The organism is Streptomyces sp. NPDC031474, from assembly GCF_055581185.1.
Genome location: NZ_JBVIJX010000027.1, coordinates 73,306 through 98,219, shown reverse-complemented (window position 1 = coordinate 98,219; position 24,914 = coordinate 73,306). Strand labels below are relative to the sequence as shown.

13 protein-coding genes are annotated in these 24,914 nt (G+C 67.5%); 10 read left to right on the top strand and 3 right to left on the bottom strand.

Annotated elements, in window-relative coordinates; genetic code table 11:
• Nucleotides 1-9: 9 nt before the first annotated feature.
• Together ACZ5SK_RS41865 and ACZ5SK_RS41860 are read left to right on the top strand one after the other, a co-directional pair.
• Nucleotides 10-3,054 carry an SAV_2336 N-terminal domain-related protein gene (locus ACZ5SK_RS41865; RefSeq protein ID WP_334581484.1) on the top strand — a complete coding sequence of 1,015 codons (3,045 nt, stop codon included), beginning with the start codon at nt 10-12 and terminating at the stop codon, nt 3,052-3,054.
• A gap of 190 nt (nt 3,055-3,244) precedes the next feature.
• Nucleotides 3,245-4,036 (top strand): hypothetical protein, encoded by a 792-nt coding sequence (locus ACZ5SK_RS41860; protein WP_334581483.1) that lies wholly within the window; start codon nt 3,245-3,247, stop codon nt 4,034-4,036.
• Nucleotides 4,037-4,511: 475 nt separating this feature from the next.
• Here ACZ5SK_RS41860 and ACZ5SK_RS41855 read toward each other — a convergent pair whose 3' ends face one another.
• Nucleotides 4,512-5,300 carry a hypothetical protein gene (locus ACZ5SK_RS41855; RefSeq protein ID WP_334581481.1) on the bottom strand — a complete coding sequence of 263 codons (789 nt, stop codon included), beginning with the start codon at nt 5,298-5,300 and terminating at the stop codon, nt 4,512-4,514.
• Nucleotides 5,278-6,321 carry an SIR2 family protein gene (locus ACZ5SK_RS41850; protein ID WP_334581480.1) on the bottom strand — a complete coding sequence of 348 codons (1,044 nt, stop codon included), beginning with the start codon at nt 6,319-6,321 and terminating at the stop codon, nt 5,278-5,280. Before ACZ5SK_RS41850 ends, ACZ5SK_RS41855 begins: the two co-directional genes overlap by 23 nt.
• A 1,218-nt stretch (nt 6,322-7,539) precedes the next feature.
• Between ACZ5SK_RS41850 and ACZ5SK_RS41845 the strand changes: the two genes are divergently transcribed.
• The 4 genes from ACZ5SK_RS41845 to ACZ5SK_RS41830 all read left to right on the top strand — a co-directional run bounded on the left by ACZ5SK_RS41845 (nt 7,540) and on the right by ACZ5SK_RS41830 (nt 13,200).
• Nucleotides 7,540-7,773: a hypothetical protein gene (locus ACZ5SK_RS41845; protein WP_468158795.1), complete on the top strand. Its 234-nt coding sequence runs from the start codon at nt 7,540-7,542 to the stop codon at nt 7,771-7,773.
• 9 nt (nt 7,774-7,782) lie between these two features.
• Nucleotides 7,783-8,541 carry a helix-turn-helix domain-containing protein gene (locus ACZ5SK_RS41840; protein WP_468158796.1) on the top strand — a complete coding sequence of 253 codons (759 nt, stop codon included), beginning with the start codon at nt 7,783-7,785 and terminating at the stop codon, nt 8,539-8,541.
• A gap of 262 nt (nt 8,542-8,803) precedes the next feature.
• Nucleotides 8,804-9,700 carry a hypothetical protein gene (locus ACZ5SK_RS41835; protein ID WP_468158797.1) on the top strand — a complete coding sequence of 299 codons (897 nt, stop codon included), beginning with the start codon at nt 8,804-8,806 and terminating at the stop codon, nt 9,698-9,700.
• Nucleotides 9,685-13,200 (top strand): DEAD/DEAH box helicase, encoded by a 3,516-nt coding sequence (locus ACZ5SK_RS41830; RefSeq protein WP_468158798.1) that lies wholly within the window; start codon nt 9,685-9,687, stop codon nt 13,198-13,200. Before ACZ5SK_RS41835 ends, ACZ5SK_RS41830 begins: the two co-directional genes overlap by 16 nt.
• Before the next feature lie 543 nt (nt 13,201-13,743).
• Here ACZ5SK_RS41830 and ACZ5SK_RS41825 read toward each other — a convergent pair.
• Nucleotides 13,744-15,831: a DNA methyltransferase gene (locus ACZ5SK_RS41825; protein WP_468577565.1), complete on the bottom strand. Its 2,088-nt coding sequence runs from the start codon at nt 15,829-15,831 to the stop codon at nt 13,744-13,746.
• A gap of 120 nt (nt 15,832-15,951) precedes the next feature.
• On the opposite strand from ACZ5SK_RS41825, the gene ACZ5SK_RS41820 reads away from it, so the two are divergent.
• The 4 genes from ACZ5SK_RS41820 to ACZ5SK_RS41805 are packed head-to-tail and all read left to right on the top strand — an operon-like array spanning nt 15,952 to nt 24,863.
• Nucleotides 15,952-18,447 (top strand): DISARM anti-phage system protein DrmE domain-containing protein, encoded by a 2,496-nt coding sequence (locus ACZ5SK_RS41820; RefSeq protein ID WP_468577563.1) that lies wholly within the window; start codon nt 15,952-15,954, stop codon nt 18,445-18,447.
• Nucleotides 18,444-22,004 carry a helicase-related protein gene (locus tag ACZ5SK_RS41815; protein WP_457495588.1) on the top strand — a complete coding sequence of 1,187 codons (3,561 nt, stop codon included), beginning with the start codon at nt 18,444-18,446 and terminating at the stop codon, nt 22,002-22,004. The genes ACZ5SK_RS41820 and ACZ5SK_RS41815 overlap by 4 nt, the downstream gene beginning before the upstream one ends.
• A complete protein-coding gene (locus ACZ5SK_RS41810; RefSeq protein ID WP_404129792.1) occupies nt 21,988-23,802 on the top strand; it encodes a hypothetical protein in 1,815 nt (604 codons plus the stop codon). The genes ACZ5SK_RS41815 and ACZ5SK_RS41810 overlap by 17 nt, the downstream gene beginning before the upstream one ends.
• Nucleotides 23,799-24,863, top strand: coding sequence for a phospholipase D-like domain-containing protein (locus ACZ5SK_RS41805; RefSeq protein ID WP_468577560.1), 1,065 nt, complete (start codon nt 23,799-23,801; stop codon nt 24,861-24,863). Before ACZ5SK_RS41810 ends, ACZ5SK_RS41805 begins: the two co-directional genes overlap by 4 nt.
• Nucleotides 24,864-24,914: the final 51 nt, after the last annotated feature.

The window sequence follows — 24,914 nt, the reverse complement described above, 5'->3', positions numbered from 1 at the left end:
GACCCTCTGGTGATCGAGGAACTGCTCACAGCACTGGTCGAATCGGGCGCCGACGCAGGTCCGGAGGAACTGGCAGACATCCTGTGGCTGGCCACGCACATCAGCACCGAAGGGCGGCAAGCCCCCACGACTGCCAGCGAACCGCCGCCCGATAACGCACAGTTGAGCGCTCCGCCAGCCACTCCAGATCAGGCCGACAGCAGATCCCAGGCCAGCGAACGCCTCTACAGCGCCACGCCCAAGCAGCACGCGAGCGCGGCCGATTCGAATGCTCTCAGCGGCGAAGCAGTCCTGGTTCGGCGAGCCATGGCCCTGGATAACCCTCTCGGCGTTATGCGGGCACTGCGCCCCCTTGGCCGCCGAACCGTACCCGGCGTCACCAGGATGGAGCTGGACGAGGAACTCAGCGTCGACAACAGTGCCGAACAGGGCATCGTGGTGCCGGTCCTGAAGCCGCAACGCGGTCGCTGGCTCGACCTAGCCCTGGTCATCGACACACACCATTCGATGCTGCTGTGGCACGACCTTGTCAGCGAGCTGTGCCGCACCATCGCTCAGACGGGCATCTTCCGCGACGTACGGGTGTGGTTCCTCAGCGGTACCGAGGCGGGAGGCACGCCGACTGTCGCCCGCGCGGCCGGCGGTGACTCCCGCCGCCCGCAGGAAGTGGCCGATCCGTCCGGACACCGTCTGGTCCTGGTAGTCACGGACATGGTCGCTCAGGGCTGGAGCGGCGCCAACCTTGAGGCTGTCCTGCGGCAATGGGCAGCGCACAACCCGCTGGCCCTCCTGAACGTGCTTCCCCGCCGTCTATGGAGCCGGGGCGCGGTGCCCCCTTCGGGACTGCTCGTGAGAGCCGCTCGGCCAGCGGCCCCCAACGTATCGTGGCGCCTGGCTGCTACAGCGCCACGCGGTGGTCGCGATCGGTTGAGCAGCAGGCGCCGAGACCGCGAGCGGCTCGCGGGCAGCATTGCCATCCCCATGCTGGAAGCAACCCCGACGGGACTCAGGGCACTGGCATTGCTGGTCGCCGGCGAAGGACGCTGGAGCAGGCTGCCAAGTCTGACGATCAGCCGGACGCCAACGAGTGTGGAGCCAGCAGCGGCTCCAGTCCTTTCCTCATCCCCGAAGCCCGACGTGACACAAGCCCTTCGCCGCTTCCAGGAGAGCGCGTCGCCCATCGCCCAAGAGCTGGCGGGCTATCTGTCCGCCGTTCCGCTGACCCTTCCCGTGATGACGCTCGTGCGCCGGGCCATGCTCCCGCACTCCGAACACGGCCACATCGTGGAAGTGGCCCTGGGTGGGCTCTTTGAACCCTGGCAGGGCGGACACCGCACGCTCGACATGGCGCACCATCAGTTCGAATTTTTGCCCGGAGTCCGCGAGGCACTACTCGGCGCCCAACTCCGCCAGGAGATCACCACCGTTCAGGAGCTCGTCCGCCGGGACGTAGCTGAGTACCTCCAACGGCTGCCACAAGGGCTCGGCGGTGACTTCCCGGCCCTGCGCACCACGGCCGATGACTCGGGAACGCGGAAGATCGGCCTGGGAGCCATCCCCTTCGCACAATCAGCCTCGCCCCGCGGGACGCCGATCTCGCAGACACAACCACTATCGCTGGGCATACACACAACAGCGCTTGCGGGCGATGAAGCGGATCAGATCTCAACATACGTAGAGCGTGAGCACGATGCTCCCTTGCGAGACATCGTCCACGCAGGCCCCTGGCAGGAGCGCCGCACAGTCCTTGTTCTCGTGGGCAATGAGGACTCGGGTAAGACGCGCTCTGCCTGGGAGGCAGTCCGCACTCTTCCGGAGGGCTGGGTTTTGTGGGCGCCTCCTACAGCCCAGGATCTAGAGATGGGGATGCCGCTGATCCGCCCAAGGACGGTGATATGGCTCGACAACCTGGAGCGATTCTGGGGGGTCGACCTTACTCAGTACGACGGCACGCAGCCGCCAGTCATGATCGTGGCTACCATGCGGTCCCATTACTGGGAACGCGCGAATTCGGACGTTTTCAAAAGACGTGCGATTGTCATCCACGTCCCCGACCGCGTGAGCGAACGGGAGGCAGCGAACCTCGGCCGCCGGCCATCCCGAAGCACACTACTCCAAGAGGCCAAGGCGCAGTTCGCATTTAGAATCCCCGGCGGTGCCATGGCAATGGCTTCTTTCCATGTGCCCGGGGACCATGCGCACCTTGTAACGTACAACCGCACGGACGCGATGGCACGAACTTGGGATGTGGAGACGGGCCGTACGGTCGGCACACCTTTTAGATTGAAAGCATCTGGAATCGTGGCAATCGCCACTGTCCCGCAGCGTAAGGGCTCCCCACTCATCGCGGGGATCAACTACGCGGGGGAAGTGCGTCTATGGGATTCACGCGACGGAAGTTCACTCGGCATCCGATACGTTATTCATCCTGCAGGCGTTCTGTCGATGACAGGATTCCCGAACGCAGATGGATCCCCGCTGCTTGTTACAACCGGATACGGCGGGAGGGTTCACCTCTGGGATGCAAGGAACGGCACTCCATTCGGCAGAACAAACTGGACCGGCACATTCCCCGGACGCGCCATGACTTCCCTTGTTGATTCAACTGGGCGACGGCACCTAGCAACAGCGGACTATAGCGGTGCCGTGTGGCTATGGGATCTGCAATACCAACCCCCAGCTCACCGTGAAATATGCGCCATCCGCCCGCCAGAGGTATTGGCTATGGCTGGCATCGACAGGCCCGGTCAGCACAGTCTTCTCGCCACCGTCGGATATGACGATGTCATTCGGGTGTGGGATCCTCTCGCAGCGCCTAGTTCTAGCCGACCCAAAGCTGATGATCCCTCTTTAACGAGTGATCGTGGGTTCTGGTCGTACAAGGAGATCGCGGCGCTCATCGAGGTGCAGCCAGACACCGTGCGGTCGTACCGCAAGCACGGACTGCTGCCGCCGCCCGACCACGTGGAGAGCGGAAAGCCCTACTGGTACACGGACACTGTCCGGACCTGGGTGGCCTCTCGTCTAGGAAGCCGCGACCCCAGAGCCGACTGAGTCGTAGCGGGAGAGGGGGCCCAGCTGCCCGATGATCCGCGCCTCCCGCGCCAGGTCGTACGGCGCCCGGTCGACTCTCCCGCGGGGCACGGCCCGCCCTCGCTCGCGGCCCCCGACGGGGGCATGCCCCCGCTGACCAACAGGGGCGACAACGTGGCCAATGCACGTTCGAGGGCGGCATAGTTGGGAGATGGCCGATGACACAAGAGGCAGTCACGTCGTGTGGATTTCGCTGGCTTCGTTGCTGAACGCCACGCATGCGCTCGTCCGGTCGCTCACAGCGCGGGACATCAGCCGACTCAGAGTCCGATCCGGTGAACACCTGGCCGCGATCCTCACCACCGCTTTCTTCGGCCGGCCTCCCACAGGGATCGAGCCGGGGGATGGGCCAGACCTGGTCTTCGCCGCGACCGAGGAGGGCAAATCCCCGGCCGTTCTTGTTGAGGTCAAGTCCCTGCCCGGTGAGTTCCGCCGGTACGAGGCGAGGTTGGAGCAGGCCGGAGATGAGGCGGAGCAGGCACATCAGGTCTCGGTCACCTCGGTCAACGATGTCCTGACCGACCATTGCCTCCACTGGATCGAGGAGGCGAAGGGCCAACTCGCCCGGAAAGCGGCTCTCGGAGCCCACGTGGCCAAGCACGTCTTTCTCATTGCGCACTTCCTCGACTACCCGACGGTGGAGTGCCTGGAGAACGAGGTCTTTTTGGCCCACACCCTGGCGCCCTTGCCTGATCTTGGCGATGTGGACGTGGTGTGGCTGCTCTTTGCGCCGACCCATCTCGTCGTTTGGTCGGTGCAGGACGGGCAGTGGTCGGATTCAGTGTTCACCGGCGCGGACCCGGCTGATGTGGACTTGCTCCATGGTGTGGGCGGACACATGACGTTCCTTCAGGATGTCGAAGCGCTGTTCCTGGAAGAGATCGGATATGACAAGGGATCGCCGTACCTCTTCGCCCTGGACGCGGGACCCGCAGAGGAATGAGACTCGGTCTACCCGGCGCCGGAGAACGCGATGGGACACGAGGCGACTGGGGTGACGGACTCGGCTCGGGAAAGGTCGACGATCATGGCGACACCGTCAACCTTGACCACAACCGCGCCCCGGCGGGCCGAGACGACCTCCCCGCACAGTGTGGTGGTGCCTTGCCGGATCATCAGCCCGGGAGGGTCTCTGGGAGGGGCGTACCAGGTCACGCCGACCGCCGTGACGAGCAGGGCTGTGCACAGGCACGTCAGGGTGATCCCTGTAGGGCCGCTACGGGATCTTGCTTCTGCTCCGTCGGCCCTTGTACGAGTAGAAGGTGATGACGCCCGCGGCTGCTTCTGTGTCGGCGGCCGCCTAGTGCGGTGATCCGCCGGTGCCTGATGATCACTGCACGAGTCGGCGGTCCTCACTACCCGGCCGTGATCAGCCACGAAGGGTTTCTGCGTCTCGCCGCCGACGGTGGATCAGCTCGTCAGCGTGGGAAGTCGCGGTGGTACCGATGACGCCACTCGGCGAGTTCGGTGAGTGCCTGGTCCACGGTGATGTTCCGGAAGGCTGGTGCCAGGCGGGCGCGTAGGTCCGTGTCTGCGGAGATCTCGGCGAACAGTCCGCAGTCGTCTTCCCCCCAGCGGCCTACGAACAGGTACCGCCCTGGCCAGGGCATGATGGCACGGCGACGCGGGGCGGCGCTGTCGTAGGCGAACAGCGATGCCAAGAACTCGAAGCGGTCGCAGGCGGCATCGACGGCTTCGTCGTTCGGCTCGACGCTGCGGAGGACTTCCGCCGTTTCTTGGCGCAGGTAGTGGGAGGCGGGGTACTTCCACGCTTGCTGGGGGTCGAGCCGGCAGAATCGGTCGAGGCTGTTCTTGGGCAGTACATCCCAGGAGTTGAGAAAGATGGCTGCCTCTTCGGGGTCCTGGCGGAGGGGTGATTTGAAGACGGGTCTGGTGAGGATGGTTCCGATGAATTCCTCGCGCCCGGCGATCACGGCTGCGACGCCCATGGTCCAGACAGCGAGAAGCGCGGGGTAGTGGCGGAGTGCTTCAAGGGCTCCGTTGTGGCTGGCGGGGAGTGTCTGGCGTAGGCGGGCGAGGCGTTGGACGGTTCGTACCCACAGGGCGTCGTGTGTGCCGTCGTCGTGGAAGGCGCCTGCGGCTAGGAGGTGCAGGAGGGTGTCGGCGTCGCGTCGGTAGCCGGCGGCGTTCTGCTCGAACACGTCACCGTGCAGCGGGTAGTTGTTATGTGTGGCACGACTGATCACCAGGTCGGTTGCCCGGGTGACGAGATCGTGTGCGGCGTACTGGGTCGGCCAGGGAGCGCTTGAGCTGGGCGACGGCCATCTCGCGCGTAGGCGGGACCTCGGCGAGTTTGTCCAAGGCGTCGAGGCGCCGTACGAGGTCGGGGAAGAACTCGTCGGCTGTGGCACCGGTGATGACGGCCGCGCCGTGACGGGCTGCCAGATCTTGCGCGTTGGCGCCTGTGGTGCCGTACTGCGACCAGAACATCGGGTAGCGGCGGGAGCGGAGCCCGGTGATGGCTTCCACCAGGGCCTTGTCCCAGTCGGCGGACCAGCCGCAGATGATCAACCCGTACTCGTCGAAGACGCGCTCGAGGAAGGCTGCCTGGTCCGCGGGGTAGGTGCCGAGTTCCTCGTCGGTGTTGAGCGACTCGTAGTCCAGGTAGTCGCCGTGCACCTTGATGACCGTCACGGCCCGGTGCTGCAGGGGTGCTGCGCTGGCGTACTCCTCCGGCCGGTGGATGACTTGCGGGGTGATGCCGGCCTCCTCCAGCGCGCGCTCGGTGAGCCGGTCGAAGTTGGTGGTGATGATCACCCCGATGCTCCCGCGGCGCACGAGTTCGGCGATGGCGCGGTGCGCTGCGCCGGGCCGCTTGTCGTCCGCGTCGTCAGGATCGGCGTCGAAGTATCCCGACAACAGCGCCTGCCGCGCGGCGGGGGTGCTCCCGAGCGAGGCGAGGAGCGTGGAGTACCCGAGGGGGCCGGTGCCGTGGGCGTCCCACCAGGCCTCGGGATCCTGCGCGGCGTCCTCGCCCGCTGTGCCGGATTCCGGTTCGTCCGCGGTGGCTGCCCTGCGGACCAGGTCCGTGACGACGCCCCAGCCGGTCTTGATCCCGGCGCCCATCGAGACGCCGGCGCCCAGGAGAAGGGCGTACACGCGCGGACTGGTGTGCACGCTGGTGGCCAGTGCCACCATGGGGTCGAGGGCGTTTCCCGGCGGAACCACCAGTGCGGCAGGGCTCGTTGGTGTACTGCTCGACGTCATGACGGCGGTGCCCCTTCCCGGACCGTAGCCGGGCCCGGGGCCCGGTGTTTCGGAGGCCAACTCTATCAAAGTTTACGTCACTCTGACGATAATGGGAGGGTCTGCGGTATCCGGCCCTCGTCATCTGGTGGGTAGCCACTTCATGTGACAAATCCGCGAAGGATCACTGTATGAGTGATGCGTTGCGCTGCTGGTCTAGTGATCGTTGCGGGATCTCTAGTCGTCGTGGCGAATTGACCTGAGCTGGGATTTCCGTGGAGGTTGAAGAGCCAAGGGGCCCTCTGAAGTGCTAGTTCAGTGATCGTTCCGGAATCCAGTGATCGTCGAAAGATTCGCTATTGCCGGGTGGAGTAGGCGGAGCGAGTCTGTGCTGGTCAGAGGGGTGTGGGGGAGTGAGGTGGGCCGAGAGCGCGGCTGTGGGCATGGTCGGTGGTGACAAGCTGGTTGGCTGGCCTCGTGCAAGGTGTCCGTCGTACCGTTTCCCGGTGTGTGTCAGTGCCAGCTCCTGGGCTGTGGACATGACGTCAGCGAGGCCCGAGCGTTCGGTCGGTGAACTCCTGGGCGATCTCGCCCGGTTGCATCTGGGCGCCTGGGTGGCCGGCGACGCGGCGGGCTTGGACGAGGCCTGGACCGACGGCATCCTGCCCGACCTGGGATTCCGGTACGGGGCTTACGAGTTCTGTACGAGTGGGGCTGCGCCGCCTGACCGCACGAGCTCCCGCCCGCAACACCGTGCTGTCTTTCACCGTCTCCACGGCATGGCAGAGGGCCGACCTGGTCGCAGGTCGGCCCTAAGGGTTGGGCCGGGTGCTGCCACGCACGCCGTGCCCGAAGGTTCTGTCCCGATCGGTAGGGAGGAGTCCGCAGCCGCCGGGGGAGTTGGAACCTGTCATTTGGAGCGTCGCATCCCTGCCTGTAGGGGTGCAAGCGCGCCGTGCCGAAGCTGGGTCGCAGGCGCATCAATCGTACGGAGCTCCGTACACCGCGCGAGAACATTGCAGGTCAGCGGGGCTGATCCGCGTGGATTGCTTACGGAGCCTGCCAACAGAACTGCCAAGGGGCCCGTAGACGCATCAACTGCTGGGTCCCTGCAGGCGGTAGGGCACCATGGCACATAGACCCCTTGGACGTGCCACCGTCCAGGTGTGGTGAGGAGTCCGCAGCCACCGGCGGCAACACGCACGAGTGCAGCCGCCTGATCAACAACAGGGAGTTCGCATGAGCCGCAAACGCCATGCCGCGGGGGGCCGTACGCCCGCCCCGCACCGTCTCACCGGAACCGAGACCGCCGTCATCATCGTCATCGTCCTGACCAGCATCGCACTCGCGTGGGGCGGCATGGATCCGGGCACCGTCCTCCAACCGCTCGCCGGTGCCGGTCTGATCGCGGTGGGGGCCGTGGTGACACTGCGCTTCGGCCGCCGGGTCCCGTTGTCCCTGCCGATAGTGTGAGGGGGCGTCATGGGACGTCCTGAGAAGCCGATCGCCACGCTCAACCTGGGTCTCCTGACTCTCGCCGGGTGGCTGCGAGAGATCCGTACCAACGCCCAGCTCACGTATGTCGAGCTCGCGGCGAGGACGGGCAACGCGTACTCGGCCACCACGCTGCAGCGCGCTGCGAGCGGCAAGCGCGTCCCGCGCCTGCCGGTGGTGGAGGCGTATGCCGTTGCCTGCGGCGGATCGCTGGAGCAGGCCCGTCGCCGCTGGCGCCACGCGCGCGCCGTGGAGCACAGCGCTGCGCTTGCGTTCGGTAGCGCGCCCCGACCCCGACTGGTCGAGAATGCGGCGGAACTACGTGCCGCTCTGCGCGAGATGTACCACCGGGCTGGTGCGATGCCACTGCGCGAGATGGAACGCCGGGCGGGCCTGGGGCGTCTGCCGCGCAGCACGATGCGCCGCATGCTCGAGGGCACCACCATGCTCAGCAAGGACCAGATGTTGGCCTTCCTCACGGTCTGTGACGTGCCCGAGCGTGAGCACCAGGACTGGTTGGACGCTCTGTCCCGGGTGTGGGACAAGAGGCACTCCTGGTACGACAACGAACTCTTCAAGAACCTGCACAAGCCCAACGAGTGGAACCATCGGATCGAACGCAAGCCCCCGTCAGGCCGGGGCCGCTCGACGAGCAACGCGGACGCGCAGCGTTCGCAGATCGCTCGCGGCCGCCCTGCCAACAAGAACGGAAGGCGGCTGAAGCTCGGTGTCGCGACTACCGGGTAAGAGCGATTGAGCACGCCGGTGGGCGGCCTCGACCTAGAGGCCGCCCACCAGCGAGGCTGAACGCGACCGTCAGCGGCGGTCGGTGGGTGCGGCCGAGTCCGCAGGGGGCAGCTGGCGCCCCCGCCGTGGTCCAGGTGGCCGGAGACGAACAGGGGGACTGAGAGGTCCTGCGAGTCTCGGCACGCCTTCTGATACGTCGTAAAATCGGAGAGGCGGCCGGGTGAACCATCCGCTCAATCTTCGAGTTTCGAGGAGAGCGTTTATGGCGCCGAACATACCCCCCGCAGCAGCTCGACAGGTTGCCGATGCCCACGGTGGGCACCTCTCCGCCTTCATCCAACGTCGCTCGCAGGGCATCGGGCAGCAGTGTCCCTGGGATCTAATCACCTTCGATGATCCGACGGACGAGCGTCTGTCTGCCGCCGCCTGGATCATTGCCGACGCGATCATGAGAGCCCGTACCGGTCTAGACACCCCCGCATATGATCTTTGGCGCAACGCCACCCTGGCCGGTACGCCTCTGGCTGAGCCGAGCAAGTCGCATGTGTTGTCCTACGCCAAGCCCGTATTCAGGCCGAGCCCGGGGAAACTGAAGGGGAAGAGCCACGGCGTGCCCGGATACGTCAGCGAATGGCTGTGGTACCTCCTGACCGCCGAGCTCCCGCCGGAGACGGACCGGACCGTCGAGATCCTCCTGGTGCCCTCGACCACCGTCACCGACAGCGGCGTCGACGGTTTCATCATCCACCGTCTCACAGGCACCCCGGCGCAGTTCGAGTACCGGATGTGGGAAACGAAGAAGTACACCGGAGCCGATGATGACGTCGACCCCACCATCCGCGGCGCCTGGCAGCAACTGCACACCAACGGCGCTGACTATCTGGCAGCCATCGCCTGGGGCGACAAGCACCTCGCGCCGGACAGCCGCGGGTTTATCAGCACTCTGGTACCACGATGGCTCAACGCTGACCCGAGCAGTAATGGCGGCGTCAGCGTCGCCATCAACGAGAGTGCCACCCCCGACAAGGCATTCCACACCTCGCACGACCATCTGCCCACCCATACTCACCCAGGAGCCTTGAACGGCCTGATCGTGGCCGTTGACGACTTCGAGGCATTCGCCACCACCGTCCGGGAGTATGTGTGGACCGCACTGTAAACCGAGATGTCCTCGCCGCGGCACTCGGCGACTACCGCGCGGGGCTACTTCCGACCGCCGACGAGCTGATGTCCCTGATCGCAGGCGCCGAGATCGCCGCTGTGCGTTCCAAGTTCGACATCTCCGACGAGCTGTTGCGCACCGCCTGGTTCCTCCACGGCATCACCGCCGCTGCCCCCGACACCCCTCAATACAACGCCCGCCAACTGCGCGAGGCCTTCGCCGTCAGCGCACACATCTTCGACCTGGCTTTGGCAGACGAGCGCCGCGACATCATCGAACGACTGCGCCTGGCCTTCGCCGCGCAGATTGGATACCGGCGCTGTGAACAGGACCCCAACGCCACTGCAATCTTCCACCGCGTCGCCCGCTTGGTGCGCATCGATGAGGATCTGCCCGACCACATCGACACGCTTGCGGTCGAGGCCGGGGTCGCCTTCCTCGGCATGCAGCGTGCCCAACTCAACCTTTCCTTGCGCACATGGCGGCGCCAGCTTGCGGACTTGCGCCGCCTGACTGAGCGCCCTTCTCTCAGCGGCACAATGTACGGTCCCGCTGAGGCTGTCATCGAAGCCGTTTACCACCTCAACCGGTTCCTCTCATTCGGCTGGAGCGACGAACTCGATCGCGCACGGGACCATCTGTGGTCGGTCGTCGACCACCGTGTTGGCGGCGGTGACCTGTGGGCCCGCTGGATCGCATCCCACCTTCTGGAACTGCTCGACGACCTGGCTGCCAGCAGCCTCTACACTCTGCTCCCTGACGGAACGCCCCCCGCCGTCGCCCGTACCTTCGCTCTGTCTGATCCGGCCGTGCTAACCCTGTGGCCACCCCAGCGCAAGCTCCTTCATCTCGAACACGGCAACCCGCTCGACCCAGCCACCAGCCGCAGCCTTATCAGTGTGCCTACTAGTGCAGGCAAGACCCTCATGGCGCAGCTCGTGGTCTGCTCCCATCTTGCGCGCTCACCGGGCCGGGTCATCTACGTGTCTCCACTGCGCAGCCTTGGCCGTGAGATGCGCCAAGCCCTCCGCGCCCGACTGCGCCTGCTCGGGCGCCGCCTGGCCGCTGAACAGCCCGACTTCCCCGCGGCCGACCGCGATACCGACATCGCCGCAGACCTGGAGATCCTCACCCCCGAACGTCTGATGCATGCTCTGCGTCACGACCCCGTGCAGACCCTGCAGGACGTAGGTCTGATCGTCATCGACGAGGCTCACCAGATGGCGCAGGACCGTCGCGGCTTTCTCCTGGAAGGCATGCTCGCCTACTGCCAGGTTCACCCGGCAGCTCCGCGCATGGTCCTCCTGTCCGCTGCGATTGGAAACCGCGCGGCCCTGGCTACCTGGCTGGCCCCTGATCTGGCAGAGGGCCACGTGGTTTTCAGTGACGACTGGCGCGGTCCCCGCCGATTGCACGGCATGCTGTCACCGAAGTACATCTCTGCCGACGTCGTCCGCACACCCCGGACAGCCAGCAAGAATCATCCGGGCACCACCCGTGCCACCGTGCCCGTCGCTATGAGGATGAGCCTGCGGCCCACCGCTACCGCGCGGCCCACCGAACTCGTCACAGGGCCGCTCGGGACACGCAGCTTCGACGAGGGGAACCCGCCGAAGTGGAACCGGGAGACGAGGCTGAGCGGGACCGCGGACTACAGCCTGTTCGCCGCCGGCGCCGCATATCTCACCGGTGCCGGCAGCGTCCTCATGATCGTCGGAACACGCAGGGACGCACGCAACACCGCCGTGGCCATCGCCGAGCACCTGCCTGAGCGACCCCAGGCCGCTCAGATCACCGCCTACCTCGCCGATACACTCGGCCCTGAACACCCCCTGGTCTCCTGCGCCAACAAGGGCGTTGCCTACCACCACGCTGGCCTGCCCGACGACGTCCTGTATGCCATAGAGGAGGCCCTGCGCGCCGACCAGATCCGCGCCATCGCCAGCACCAGCACGCTCACCGACGGCGTCAATCTCCCCGTACGCACCGTCATCATTCACAGCAAGGTCGGCGAGGACTTTCTGGCCTATGCCGGCCAACGGCGTATGTCATCGGCTCAACTCCTAAACGCGGTGGGCCGGGCCGGACGCGCGGGGCGCGAGAGCGAGGGCTGGATCCTGCTGACCCGGCCGCGGAAACCCACCAACAACGACTTCGATCTCATGACGCCCGGCGACGACTACCTAGACGTCACCTCAGCCTTGGTGGACGAGAGTGCACTGACCCAACTTGCTGAAGCCGAAGACCTCCTGCGAGAGAGCGCTGACGCGATCTTCGATCTCGCCGGCACGCTTGTAGCCGACTTCGCCGCCTACGTCTGGTTCACCCTGGACGCCCTATCGGCTCTACCCACCCTGGTCGCACCGGACGAACCATTGCGGGCCGTGCACCGCCTCCTCGCCATGCAGCAGCTTGACCCGGAGATCCGCGAACGCTGGCTGAACCTGGCCAACCACGTCGCCGACCAGTACCGAACCGCCGACCCAACCACGCGCCGGTGGTGGACCACGACCGGCACCAGCCTGGGCACCGCCCGCACCCTGGACCACCTGGCCGAGACCCTCGCCGGCGAACTTCTCTCCCAGGCCGATCCTCTCGAACGCGAAACCAATGCTCTCCTGGCAGCCCTCGGCCTGTCTGAGGAATGGACACTTCGCCAAACCCTCGACTTCCTCAACGAGCACCGCGTGTACGACGAACTGATGGCGCTCCCGGAAGCCGAGGGCTGTTGGTCCTTCACTCATCGCGAGGTTCGAGGCGATTCAGTCCTCGTCGACATCTCACGAGCCATCAACGACTGGATGGAGGGCGGCACGATCCCCGCCCTTGCTGCTGCCTGGCTGCCCGACATCTCCCGCGAATGGGCACTCGAACAAGCCGTTGAGAACATCAGCCAGACTTTTGAGCACGTCCTGTCGTGGACGCTCGGTGCGCTGATTAACCTCGTGAACAACCGTCTTCTGGCCGGTGGAGCGCCCATGCGTCTGCGCAGCGACGCCGCCTGGTACCTGCGCCACGGCGTCGACACCGAGCAAGCCATGGCCCTGCTCACCGCCGGAATCGCCTCCCGGCGGCTGGCATACCTCATCGGTGAACAGGCCCAGCTTGAGGACATCCCCGCTACGGAGCTGCGCCCCTGGCTCACGGACCTGCACATCGACGGCTGGAAGCGGGAGTTCGCCGCAAACGAGAACGAGATCGCCGACCTCCTTGAGTACGTACGTCAGCGCCGAGACCTGTTCACTGAACTCCTCGACCACAACCAGACGAGCATTCCCGTGACCGTGGTCGAGGACATCGAGGCCGTCTACCCAGAAGTCACCGTCACGACCGCGGGACCTGGCTCCGTCCCCATGGTCGTCAGGTTGCGTGAACGGCAACTGGCGACTGTCCCAGCCGACAGCCACACCGACGTCGCTGCGGTCCTCGAAAGCGGCCTGGACATCGCTTTTGCGCTCCGTGAGAACCACCTACTCCTGCGGCGGGTCCAGAGCTGAGGAAAATCGATGGCTGCTGTGGCTGCCCTTTCCTTCATACCCTGCCTGGCCTTCGTCCGGATCACTGTCGCCGACTTCCCGCACGGGTCGGCGACAAGCTCTCCGTGTCGACGGTGAACACCAGGGTGAGGACCAGGCGCTGTGCTCAGGTACTCCACCGGACTGAGCACGCCCAGGGTGGAGCGAGGTCGCCGACCAGTACCGAACCGCCGGCCCAACCACGCGCCGGTGGTGGACCACGACCGGCACCAGCCTGGGCACCGCCCGCACCCTGGACCACCTGGCCGAGACCCTCGTCGGCGAACTTCTCTCCCAGGCCGATCCTCTCGAACGCGAAATCAATGCTTTCCTGGCAGCCCTCGGCCTGTCTGAAGAATGGACACTTCGCCAAACCCTCGACTTCCGCCCCGCTGACAGGTGGCTGGCAGAGCAGGGCGTGGGCGAGGCAGGCGCCGTTGGGCGGTCCGCGTGCTGGGGCCGTACCCGGTCCTCCTCGCTGGCCCGGGCCAGGCCGGGATGTGGCTGGCACCGGCACCGGGGGAGTCAGATGGTGTTGAATTCCGCTACCGCCGCCGTGGCCCGCTGGTCTGCCTCTGCTTGCAGGGTCTCCCAGTCGGCGGCTGCCTGGCGTGTTCCCGCCGCGAGGACCGCGGCGCGTACTGCGGTGCGGACATCGCCGGGACCCACCCGCAGCCCGGCCTCCCTGAGGCCCTGGATTTCCGACAGCGCCTGCGCGGCGTCCTGGTCGAGGTCGGGGGCTGCCCCGGCTGGCGGACCCGCGGCGTCCCGGCACAGCACGATGACGTCGATGCGGTTGGGCTCCGCCGCTGCGGTCTTGGAGAGACTGGTCGCCACTTCGGCGATCACGGCGCGGGTGGTGGTGACGGTGAAGCCGGCGTCGGACAGCGACCGCATCAGAGCGCACCAGCCCGTGGTCTGCGACTGATGGAAGCTGAACAGGAGGCAGCCGCCGGGTTTGAGGACGCGCCGGCACTCTCGCCAGACGCGGGCTGCGGTGGCTTGGAATCCGTCAGGGGCGGCGTTCTGTACTTCTTGGACGGCCCGGGTGCTGGGTATGTCCGGGTAGCCCTGGTAGGGGCGCATGGCGCTGAGCCAGGCGTGGAAGAAGTCGGCAAGTTCCGAGTAGTGGACGTTGTCGACGTAGGGGGGGTCGGTGACGATGAGGTCCACGCTGTCGTCGGGGATGTCCGTGCGCGAGGCGTCGCCGGTGGTGGTGTAGGCCGTTGTGGGATTTCGTACGAACTGCTGCCACGTCGTGCTCAGGGGGCGGGCGACGGGCAGCGAGGACTGGTCGGTGGTGAGGATCCGGTTGGCCTCGGCCTTGAAGTCCAGGGGGGTGTTCTTGTACTGGGCCGCTTTGTGCAGCCGGGTGAGGACCCCGGAGAACCCGGCCGATCCCCCCTGGGCGCCCCAGGGGTCTCCTTCGACGCTGCACCGCTCCGGTCGCAGTACGTGGTTGTGGAAGACCGAGCGGACCGGGCCGGTGCCTTCCCCTTTGTAGGAGCAGAAGAGGTTGTGGTGTTCGACGGTTCTGCCGAACGATGCGATGAGCGCCTCGCGTTCCGCGGAGCCCCCGGGGAGATCGCGCAGCGCCGCGCCGATCAGTCCGAGGCTGTAACGCTGGCGTTCGTTGAAGAACCGTTCCCAGGAGTCGTACCCCCAGCGCAGCGCCTGGACGGTGCTGATGCCTTCCTCCAGCGCGCCGAGCGGGCGTACGAGCTCATCGGGGGATGTGTCGGCGAGGGACTTCGCCGCCTTGTCGTACAGGCAGAGGTCGAAGTCGTCGATCGCCCGGTACTCACGCTGGCCGTCGGCGCGCAACACCAACTTCGCGTACATGCGCCGCTCCGGGACGGCGCCGTTCAGCGCAGCAATGACAGGGGTGCGGTGCCCGTGACGGCATGTCATGAACCTTCCGCGTGCGGCCCCTTGGAACGGGAAGGTCAGGCTGCAGGCGGGGCAGTGCCCCCTCTCGTCCTTGCTCAGGTCGGTGACGCAGATGCCCCGGCAGCCCGGGCATACGGCTTGGGCGCGGGGGAATCGGCGCGGGTACGCATGGCGGGCGAAGACCCGGGTGGTGAAGAGCTCCACGTCCTCGCCGCACTCCGGGCAGTACGCGAGGGCCACCCAGAAGTAGTGCAGGACCGGTTCGTTGGAGACGGTGCGGTGCAGTTCCTGGACGGGACGGGCGCACTTTCTGACGACCTGCCCGAAGAGGTCCGCGAGCACCTCTAGATCCCATGGCTGCAGCGCCTGCCGCTGGGTGAGCGTCGCGACGGGGTTGATGTCGCGGCCGACGAGGGCGGCCCCGAGTTTGGCCGCCTCGACAAGAGTGGTGCCCGATCCGGCGAAGGGGTCATAGACGACGAGCCCCCGCAGTCTGGCCGCGGCGTCGGCAACGGAGTCGTCCGGTCCGGACACGGCAGCCAACAGTAAGTGGCGTGCGACGCTGCCCAGGCGCCTCGCCCACCACTTGTGCACGTAGGTCGCGGGCCGGTGCACCTCCTTGCGCCACGACTCGTGCTCGGCGATCCGGCTCCACTCCACTGGCGCCGGCCCGGCCTCGAGGAGTGAGACCGGGGGGATGCCCGCCCCTGGCTTCTCGTTCATGTGTACGCCCCCGGTGGTCCGAACCCGGATCCACCGCCCTCGGATTGGGCCAGGAGCAGGTGACGGCCTGTCAACGTGCGTTACTGTAACGGCAGGTAGTGGGGGGATACCAGGTGGGTGATGGCGCGCGTGACGTATCTGGACTGTCTCGTCCCTCCCGACGCAGACCCGGCCGACTTCTTCGAGCGAGTGCAGGCCCTTCGCATGACGGACCGCGGCCGCACCGTCGATCTCGGCCCGCTGGACCGCGCCACCCTGACCCTGTTGTCCCACGCATTATCGAGTGATCAACGCAGCGTGTACCTGAGCCTCCCGCGCGGGCGCCACGACATGGCCGTGCTGATCGGGATCTACCTCCAGCTCATACGGCGCGGGGCAGAGCTGACCGGCCGATCACCTTGCCCGGTCCCTGACGGACCGGTGGTGATCGTCGGACTGCGCACCAACGTCACCGTACGGCTGGCACAGCTGGCGATCGGCAGGCAGAACCTCTCGCGAGCCCTGCGCATGCAGAGAATCCGCGGTGACGGGCGGGTCGTCGACCTCCAAGGAAAGATCACCAGAGCTGTCGACTCGCCCTCGGGGCTGTTCTACCTCAACACCGCGCTCGGCAGGCCCTCGCTGGGGACCAGCGTCGGCACTGTCGTCATCGACCGCACCAGCATGGCCAACGACCAGTCCTGGGAACGCGCGTTGGCCTGGGCGAGTGAGCACGACGCCGCCCGCGTCGTGGCCGTGGCCGACCTGGGCACCCAGCCGGGCAGCAGCCGGGCCTGGACGCAGTGGCCGTGGACTCCCGCGCTGCGCACCGACGTGCGGCACACTCTCGGGCACCGCCCCGCATACGGCCCCCTGACCAGCAACGCCCTCCTCGCCCACCGCCCGGCAGCCGCACCAAGCGCGGCGGTATACCGCCACGAGCAGCTCGCCGAGCTGTACCGGACGGTCGTGATGGGTGTGGTCGCAGCACGGCGTGTCCACACGTTGGAGCCCTGGCCACAGCCGATCGCCGACGCTGTGCGTCTGCTCAACCTGCTGTGGTCCAGCTGGGGCTCGATCGGGAGGCAAGACGCCTGGCAGGTGCTGATGGGGCGCGGCAGCGGCGCACGGGCGCTGGCCCGCTCGGTGTCCCGCGGGACATTGGAGGGCCGGGCCGGGCCGTGGGGGCTGTTCCGCGAGACCCAATGGCCCGACCTCCGGCGCGCCGTGCTGGACTTGTATGAACTGCTGTACGACGGCAATCCGCGCTGGGACCTGCTGCTTGCGCTGATCGATTGGGCGCGGGCCGATCGGGCAGGCGTCCCCGTTCTCGTCCGCACCCGCTCCCGCTCGGCCGCCGCGGCTGTCGCCGAGGAGCTGGCAGACGCACTCGGCGGTGATGCCGACTCCCTGCTGCTCGCCCCCCGGCCCGGGCCCGCCGCCGGCGGGGGAGCCGGTGCGCTGCACGTGATGCCCTATACGGAACGCCTGGCCTGGGACGCCTCGCCGAGGTTCGAGCTTCACCTCGGTGTCCCCTCGACCTTGCGCACCGGCGTGCTGTTCTCCGGTGCTGCCGATGAACACGTCGCCGTGGTGGAGCAGAGCGAGTACACGTGGCTGGAGCGTTCGGCCGGCCGCGCGCTGCACGGCTGGCACGAGCAGATACGCCAGACTGCCGCGGTGCTGAGGCTGGGTGAGGTACCGCAGCTGGCGACGCCCCCGCTGCCCGTCCCGTACGGCCCCGTCGACCTCTCCGGACCGTCCTCCGCATCAGACGATTCACCCCAGCGTGACAGCCGGATCGCCCTCGACCTCTCGGCGCTCTTCGAGGACTACGACGCCCCGGCCAGGGCCATCAGCACCCCGGCGGCCCCCGGCCGCGGTGCCACAGCGGTGGCGGCGGACGGCCCGGTGACGGCCACGGCCGTGCTCACCGAGCCCGAAGGGGCGGTGCTCTGGCTGCGCAGTGACGAGCAGGTCGACGTCCTCATCGGCCAGCGCTACGCCAGGGTGCCCGTGGCCGCACTCACCCCCGGCAGCCGGCTCCTGCGCGCACGCGGCGACGGGCAGTCCAGACTCCACGACCGGCTCGTCATGGTGATGCACGACAGCGCCGAGGTGACCGCCATGGACACGATGATCGGCTTCTTCCGCCAAGCCATCATCGCCGTGCACGAGCAGCGAGGGTCGTGGCCAAACGTGCTCACCGCCCTGAAGAACCTCGGGAGCGAGGTCTCGTCATGGCAGGCGGTGAGCAAATGGGCCGACGGCAGCGTCATCGCCCCGGAGGACCCCCAAGACATCCACCGGGTTGCCCTGCTGGCCCGGGACACCCGCCTGACCTCGGGAGGCACGTGGCAGCGCCTGGCCCGCATGGCGGAGGAACTACGCCGCTTACACCGGGCGCTGGGCCACACCGCGGCGGCGGCGATGACCGAGGCCGCACGGGGCACGGAAGGCCCCGCGCTGCGCCAGCTGAAGACACTGTGCTCCGGGATCGACGTCTCGGAGGTCCTCGAGGAGTTCGACCTGGTCGTCGTCCGCCGCGTCGGCGGCCAGAAGAGCGTATCCGCGGCCGCCCTGGGCCGCGTGCCAGGCCCCCGCAGCGCAAGCAGCTCACCACAGGAGGCGCCGTGAACGATGCCCGCAACAACCCGCTGGCGCCGCACCCCGACAGTGCTGCGGACAACCAGCGGGAGACGGTGCTGATCGACCACCTGACGCACGTCCTCGCCGACAGGCTCGCCGACCGCAACGGCGCCCCGCACAAACCCCCGTGGACACCACGCGACCACGTGGTCGTCGGAGTGCTGCCCGCCGTCGCGGTCCCGCCGCGACACCTGTCTGCACCAGACGAGGCGACGGCCGACCCGAGCCGCCGGCCCGTCGAATCCCTGCGCGGCACACAAGCGCCCCCGGTCCTGGCACTCGACTTCCGGGTGCACACCGCCCCCGGCCGTAGGACCGCGCAACTCGCCGTCCACTGCCGATTCGCCCTCTACCTGGAAGACATCGCCAGCTACGCCGAGCACATGGAGTACCTGCGCGGCGACGAAGACCCCTCCGACGCACAGACCCGGACAGGAGAGCTGCTGGGCGTCTGGCGCCGCCACGACGTCCACGTGCCCGACCTGGTGATCGACGTGCCGCTCGGGGAAGGCGACCTCGATCCGCACGCGCTCAGCGAGGCCCAGCAGGAGCTGGACCAGGCGGTCCGCCGCGCGGTGGACGCGCACTTCGCCCGCCCCGAGGCCCGTCGCCCGCTCACCGCGGGGCCGCAGGGCCGCCAGGGGCGGCGCAGGCGCAACGTGCTCCCCGCGGAGGCCATGGCCGACGAGGAGGCATTCCACCACCACGTCGCGGCACTGCTGGACCGCGACGCAGCCCCTTGCGCACCCCAGCTGGTGCTGTCCGCGCACGCCCAGGCCCTGGACGGCGGCGACCACCTCATACGCGTCTCCCTGCACAACCAGAGCGACACGGCGCAGAGCGACTGGCAGGACCTCTCCGTGTACGACTGCCGCTTCGCTGTCCTTCCCGGGGACGGCATCAGCATCGTGCCTCAGCGCTTCCACCTCGCCCCCCGCGACTACCGCCTGGAGGAGCTGGCGGAGGTGATCGGTCGCGGCACCGGCTGCGCAGCAGTTCCCCACGGCGTCGGCCTGCGGACCGAGACCCTGCCCGTCCACGTCCAACGCACCGTCGTGCCTCGCCAAGCCGGGGTGCGGCACCCGCGGTGGCATGAGCTCGCCGACGACCCGGCCCCGATCCTGGACTCCGTCGAGGTCGCGATGGCCCGCTACTCCCGGGAGTTCGCCGCCGCCTGCCGTGCAGCTCAGCAGCTGCCGCACCACAAGGCCATCGAAGCCGACCGAGCCCAGTTCGACGACGAGGCCAAGCGGTTCGGCCTCGGCCGCGAGTGCCTGGACCTGGACCCGGACCTCAAACTCGCCTTCCAGCTCGCCAACGAGGTCTTCGCCCGCGTCAACGACGGCCGTCCATACGACAGTTGGCGTCTCTTCCAGCTGGTCTACATCGTTTCCCACCTGCCGGCCCTCGCCGTGCGCGAACACCCGCAGCGGGCAGACCTGCGCGCTGAACTCGACCACACCGACGTACTGTGGTTCCCCGCAGGCGGCGGGAAGACCGAGGCATACCTGGGACTGATCCTCACGGCCCTGTTCTACGACCGGCTGCGAGGAAAACACGCAGGGGTCACCGCCTGGCTGCGCTTCCCGCTGCGCATGCTCAGCGTGCAGCAACTCGACCGCACCCTGCGCATGCTGATCGCCGCCGAAGAACTCCGCGCCGAACGTCGGATCGGATCCCCCCACGACGACCCTTTCGCGCTCGGCTACCTGGCCGGCGGGGCGGGCAGCCCCAACGACCTCCACTGGGAGCGGGGCTGGTGGCGCGGCTGGGAGACCGAGGCCGCCGCCACCCGGACGGGGACCTTCGCCGAAGACCACCTGCGCGACCGGCTCGTGATCACCTGCCCCTACTGCGAGCGCGACAGCGTACGGCTGCGCCTGGACACCGACGCGGTCCGTCTGCACCACGAGTGCGCCGCCTGCAAGCGGATCCTGCCCCTGCACGTGAGCGACGTCGAGGTCTATCGCACCCTGCCCGCGATCGTCATCTCCACCGTCGACAAACTCACCGGGCACAGCTGGTTCCCCGAGTTCACTGCGTTCCAGCACGGACCGAGACACCGCTGCGCCGAGCACGGCTACTTCTCCTTCCCGCGTTTTGGAGCCTGCCTGGCCGGACCGAGCCACTGCACCGCGCCGAGCCAGGGCTACCCGCCAGCCCGCCCGATCAAGGACCCGGTACCGGCACTGACAGTGCAGGACGAGATGCACCTCCTCAAGGAGGAGCTCGGCGCGTTCAACGCGCACTACGAAGGCATGATCGCTGAACTCCAGTCAGGAGCAGGCAGCGGCCTGCCCAGCAAGATACTGGGCGCCTCCGCCACCATCGAGCAGTACCAGGACCAGCTCCGCCAGCTCTACGGCCGCCGCCCCCGCGCCTTCCCCGCACCGGGATGGACACTCGGCGAGAGCTTCTACACCACCACCCGGCCCGACTTCCGGCGCGTTCACATCGGCGTGCTCCCGCACAAGCGCCGCAAAGCCGACGTCGCCGCGATCGTGCAGGGCGAGCTCCTCACCGAGATCGCCCGGCTCCAGGAAGAGCCCAAGGCCCTGCGCGAGCGCCTCGCCCTGCACGGGCTACCCGACTCGGACCTCCCACGGCTCCTCTTCCCGTACGAGGTCTCCTTGGCCTATGTGAACAGCAAGCAGCACGGCACCCAGCTCGACGAGGAGCTCGGCCAGCTCTCCGACGACCTGCAGCACGCCGGACTCGACCGCGTCGAGCACGCAGTGCTCACCGGCGAAGTCCCGGTCCCCGACCTCGCCGCGGCCATCGCCCGGGTCCAACGCGAGCACCTGGACACCCCGCGAGGAGAGCGGCTGCGCGCCCTGGTCGGCACCAGCGTGCTCAGCCACGGGGTGGACCTCGAGCGTCTCAACCTCCTGGTCCTGGCCGGCATGCCGCCGACCGCCGCCGACTACATCCAGGTCACCGCCCGGGCCGGGCGGACCCACGCAGGCCTCGTCGTCACCGTCTACGACCCCGTCTCGCGCCGCGAACGCTCCATGTTCTCCAACTTCCTGAGCTACCACCGCCTGCTCGACCGCATGGTCACCCCCGTGCCCGTCAACAAGTACGCCTACTTCGCAGCCCGACGCACCCTGCCTGGCATCGTGCTGGCGCTGCTCCACGACGCCGCCCGCGACCCCGCGCTGAAGCCACCACCGGAAGGAGCTGACTACTCCAAAGACTTCAAGCGCTGGTGGAGCGCCCAACGACCACTTCTCGACCCCTGGCTGGAACGACGCATCCCAGCCTGCTATCGCGAGCGTGTGGAGGGCGTCAACGGGCGCGGCCTGGAGAACGACCTCGTTGCGCGGATCATGGACACCTGGCGGCAGGAGGAACGCCCCAACCTCAACAAGGGCGCAGAGGAAAAGCGCACCGCCTACCTGTTCCTCCAACAGCCGCTCACCAGCTTCCGCGACATCGACAAGAGCACAGAGTTCCAGTCACTGACCAGCAGCCAGGACGCCTTCAAAGCGCTCGCCACCAACACCGCCGACAGCAAGGGGGGCGAGGATGAACCGCAGCCGTAGCCAGGCCATGACCGCCTTCCTGCCCGGTGCGGTCTTCCGCCACGAACAGCGGCTGCGAGGCAGGGTCCAGGCAGTCGACGGGGACGTGGTCAAAAAACTCAACGAAGACGTCATCTACGACGAAATCTCCCGCTACCTGGAGCGCTGGAGCGAAGACGCCAGAGCCGCCCTGCCCGTGCCGCAGGGCCGACTACGGCAGAATTTCGTCCTGGTCAGTCCCGACCTCGTCCGCTTCGAGGTATTCCCGCTCGTCCTCGAATGCGTCCGCCGCTCCTGCCGCCGCGTGCGCACCTACGTGAAGGCCCAGCAACTCGCGGCCGACCCCCGGTGCCGCACCTGCAGCGCACCGCTGCGGCAGCTCCCGTACTTCAACGCACACAACTGCGGACGCATCCGCCCCATGTACGTGCCCAAGTGCCGTGTTCCCGCGCATGGCTACGACCACATCGTGTTTGAGAACACGGGAAGCTTCGTCACCGCCCTCTGGCGCTGCGTCGGCCCAGGCTGCGGCGGCGCGAAGCTCCAGGGCACCTCGCAGTCCCCCTGCGGCTGCGAATGGAAGGACGCCGCCGGCCGAGCCATGATGCGGGCAAGGACGTTCAACGACACCCGCGCCTACCAGGTGCACGCCCTCCAACTCGTCAACATCGACAACTCCGAGTTCCGGCAGTACCAGCGCCACCCCCAGCGCGGCCGGATCGCGGCCGCCCACTATCTCAACCTGATCGACTCCACGGCCCAGGGCCTCGGCGACGCCGCCCAGACCGTCACGGTGCCGCGCCTGTCCCCGCAGGAATGGCAGCAAAAAGAACAACAACTGCGCCAGATCCATATGGGGGAGGAGGCAATCGAGCAGATCAGAAGAATGATGGGCCCCGAGGAGAGCGGCCTGGCTGCTCTGCCCAGTACGGACGCCGATAACGCGCGGTGGGAACTGCTCGGTGCAGACCGCCCCTTCGTGGAACGCGCAGCCGTCTTCGACCCCGCCCAGATCCAGCGCATCACCCTCGACGACCAGTGCGCACGCTTCGCCGAGCTCCAAGACCGGCTGGCCCAGCAGACCACGGAACGCGCCCGCGAGCAGGCCCGCACCTTGGGGATCGCAGAGATCGCGGTCACCTGGGAGTTCCCCGTAGCCCGAGTCGCCTTCGGCTACACCAGAGAAGAGCACGAGCCCGAGCGGGGTGTCCTGACCGGCTTCCACAACAAGTACCACCACGACGGAAAGTACCCGGTCTATGTCGCAGCATCGGACACCGAAGCCCTCCTAGTCACCTTCTCCGCACGTTCCGTCCTGTCATTCCTGAACACCAAAGGACTCGCCGTCGGGACGGCCGAAGACGAATCGGCGGCCCGCCGACGGCTACTGGAACTGTTCACAGACCAGGACAACCCGGAAGCCGCCCGCGCGGCAGCAACCGTACACACGGTCATCCACACCCTCGGCCACCTCCTGCTTCGGTCCCTGGACGACGGCCAAGTAGGACTGGCCGAGAACACGCTCGCCGAATGGGTTGTCACGAAGGCACTCACCGTCGCCATCTACGCCGACAACGTCCGTGAATTCACCCTCGGATCACTATGGACCCTGCTCAGCAACCGCGTGCTCAGCTGGCTGGAGAGCACCGCCGACTCGGTGCTCAGCTGCGAGAACGACCCGCTGTGCCATCAGTCCTCACCACGCTGCTGCGAACGCTGCGTCTACCTCACATTCGGCTGCCAGCTGTTCAACGACGACCTCGACCGGGGCCTCGCCGCAGAGTTCCTCCGCCACACCGCCGCCTCGAGCCACACATGACCGACGACCTGCGACCGCTGGTCCCGCTCGCCCAGCTCCTGGAGCGCCTCGCGGGCAGCTACGCGGCAGCCGCCGAATGGACACGGGAGATCGCTAGAGCTGACACCCTTGACGCCCTCCGCGTGCACGGGGTCGCAGACGATCACGCTACCGCCGTACGCCAGCTCGCCGCCGAGTGCGGCCTACTGGGCTCAGACCGGCAGGCAGGGCTCGTCCCTGCCCGCCTCTCCCAACTCCAGGTGCTCCTGGACGTCCTGGACGGCCTTGATCCACCGCCCGCAGCACCACCATCCGAGCGCCCCCTGGTGTTCACCACCCCCCGAGCAGCCGCCCATCTGGTGACGCCCCCCGTCCGGCGCCTGGACCTGCTAGTCCAGGACGTCATCGCCGGAGCCAACAGCGAACTCCACATCGGTGGCCCCTTCTGGAACCGCTACGGCTGCGACCTGCTGCGCGAGGTCCTGCTGCCCGCTGTCGCCGAGCGCCAAGTCGCCGTCCACTTCTACGCCCACGACCCGAGCAGCCGGGCCCAACCCCTGACCGACCTCGTCAAAGACTGCGCCGACTACGGAAGAACGTCCTTGTACTGGTGGACCGGGGCCAACCCCGGCATCATGCACGCAAAGTTCGTGGTCGCCGACCGCGCCACCGGCTACTTCGGCAGCGCGAACCTGTCCTCCCTCGGTCTTCAAGAGCACTTCGAGATCGGCATGGAACTGGGAAGCACCCAGGCATCCTCACTGGTGGACCTGTGCGCCCGGCTGCGCCAGGAAGGCTTTTTTGCCCAGGTCACCGAGGGGCCGGGACGCGCACCGGACCCGCTCGTGCTCGTGGAGACCGCAGACGGGAAACGCCGCTTCGGCCAGCTGCGGTCCTGGCACACCACCAGTGACGGCCGTCGCGAAGCGGACGTGCTGTGCCGCCTCTCGGACGACGCTCCGCGGCCAGCCAGAGTCCGCGTCGATGAGAGCCGCATCCGGCTCTTTCCCGGGGTCGATTACGCCAACGTGCCGGCAGACGGCGCTCGTGCGGGCGGCGGCGAAACCGGATCCACCGGGTAGTTCATGACACGAGACGAACGGCCCGCTGCCCGCCATGGCTCGTTTCAGGGG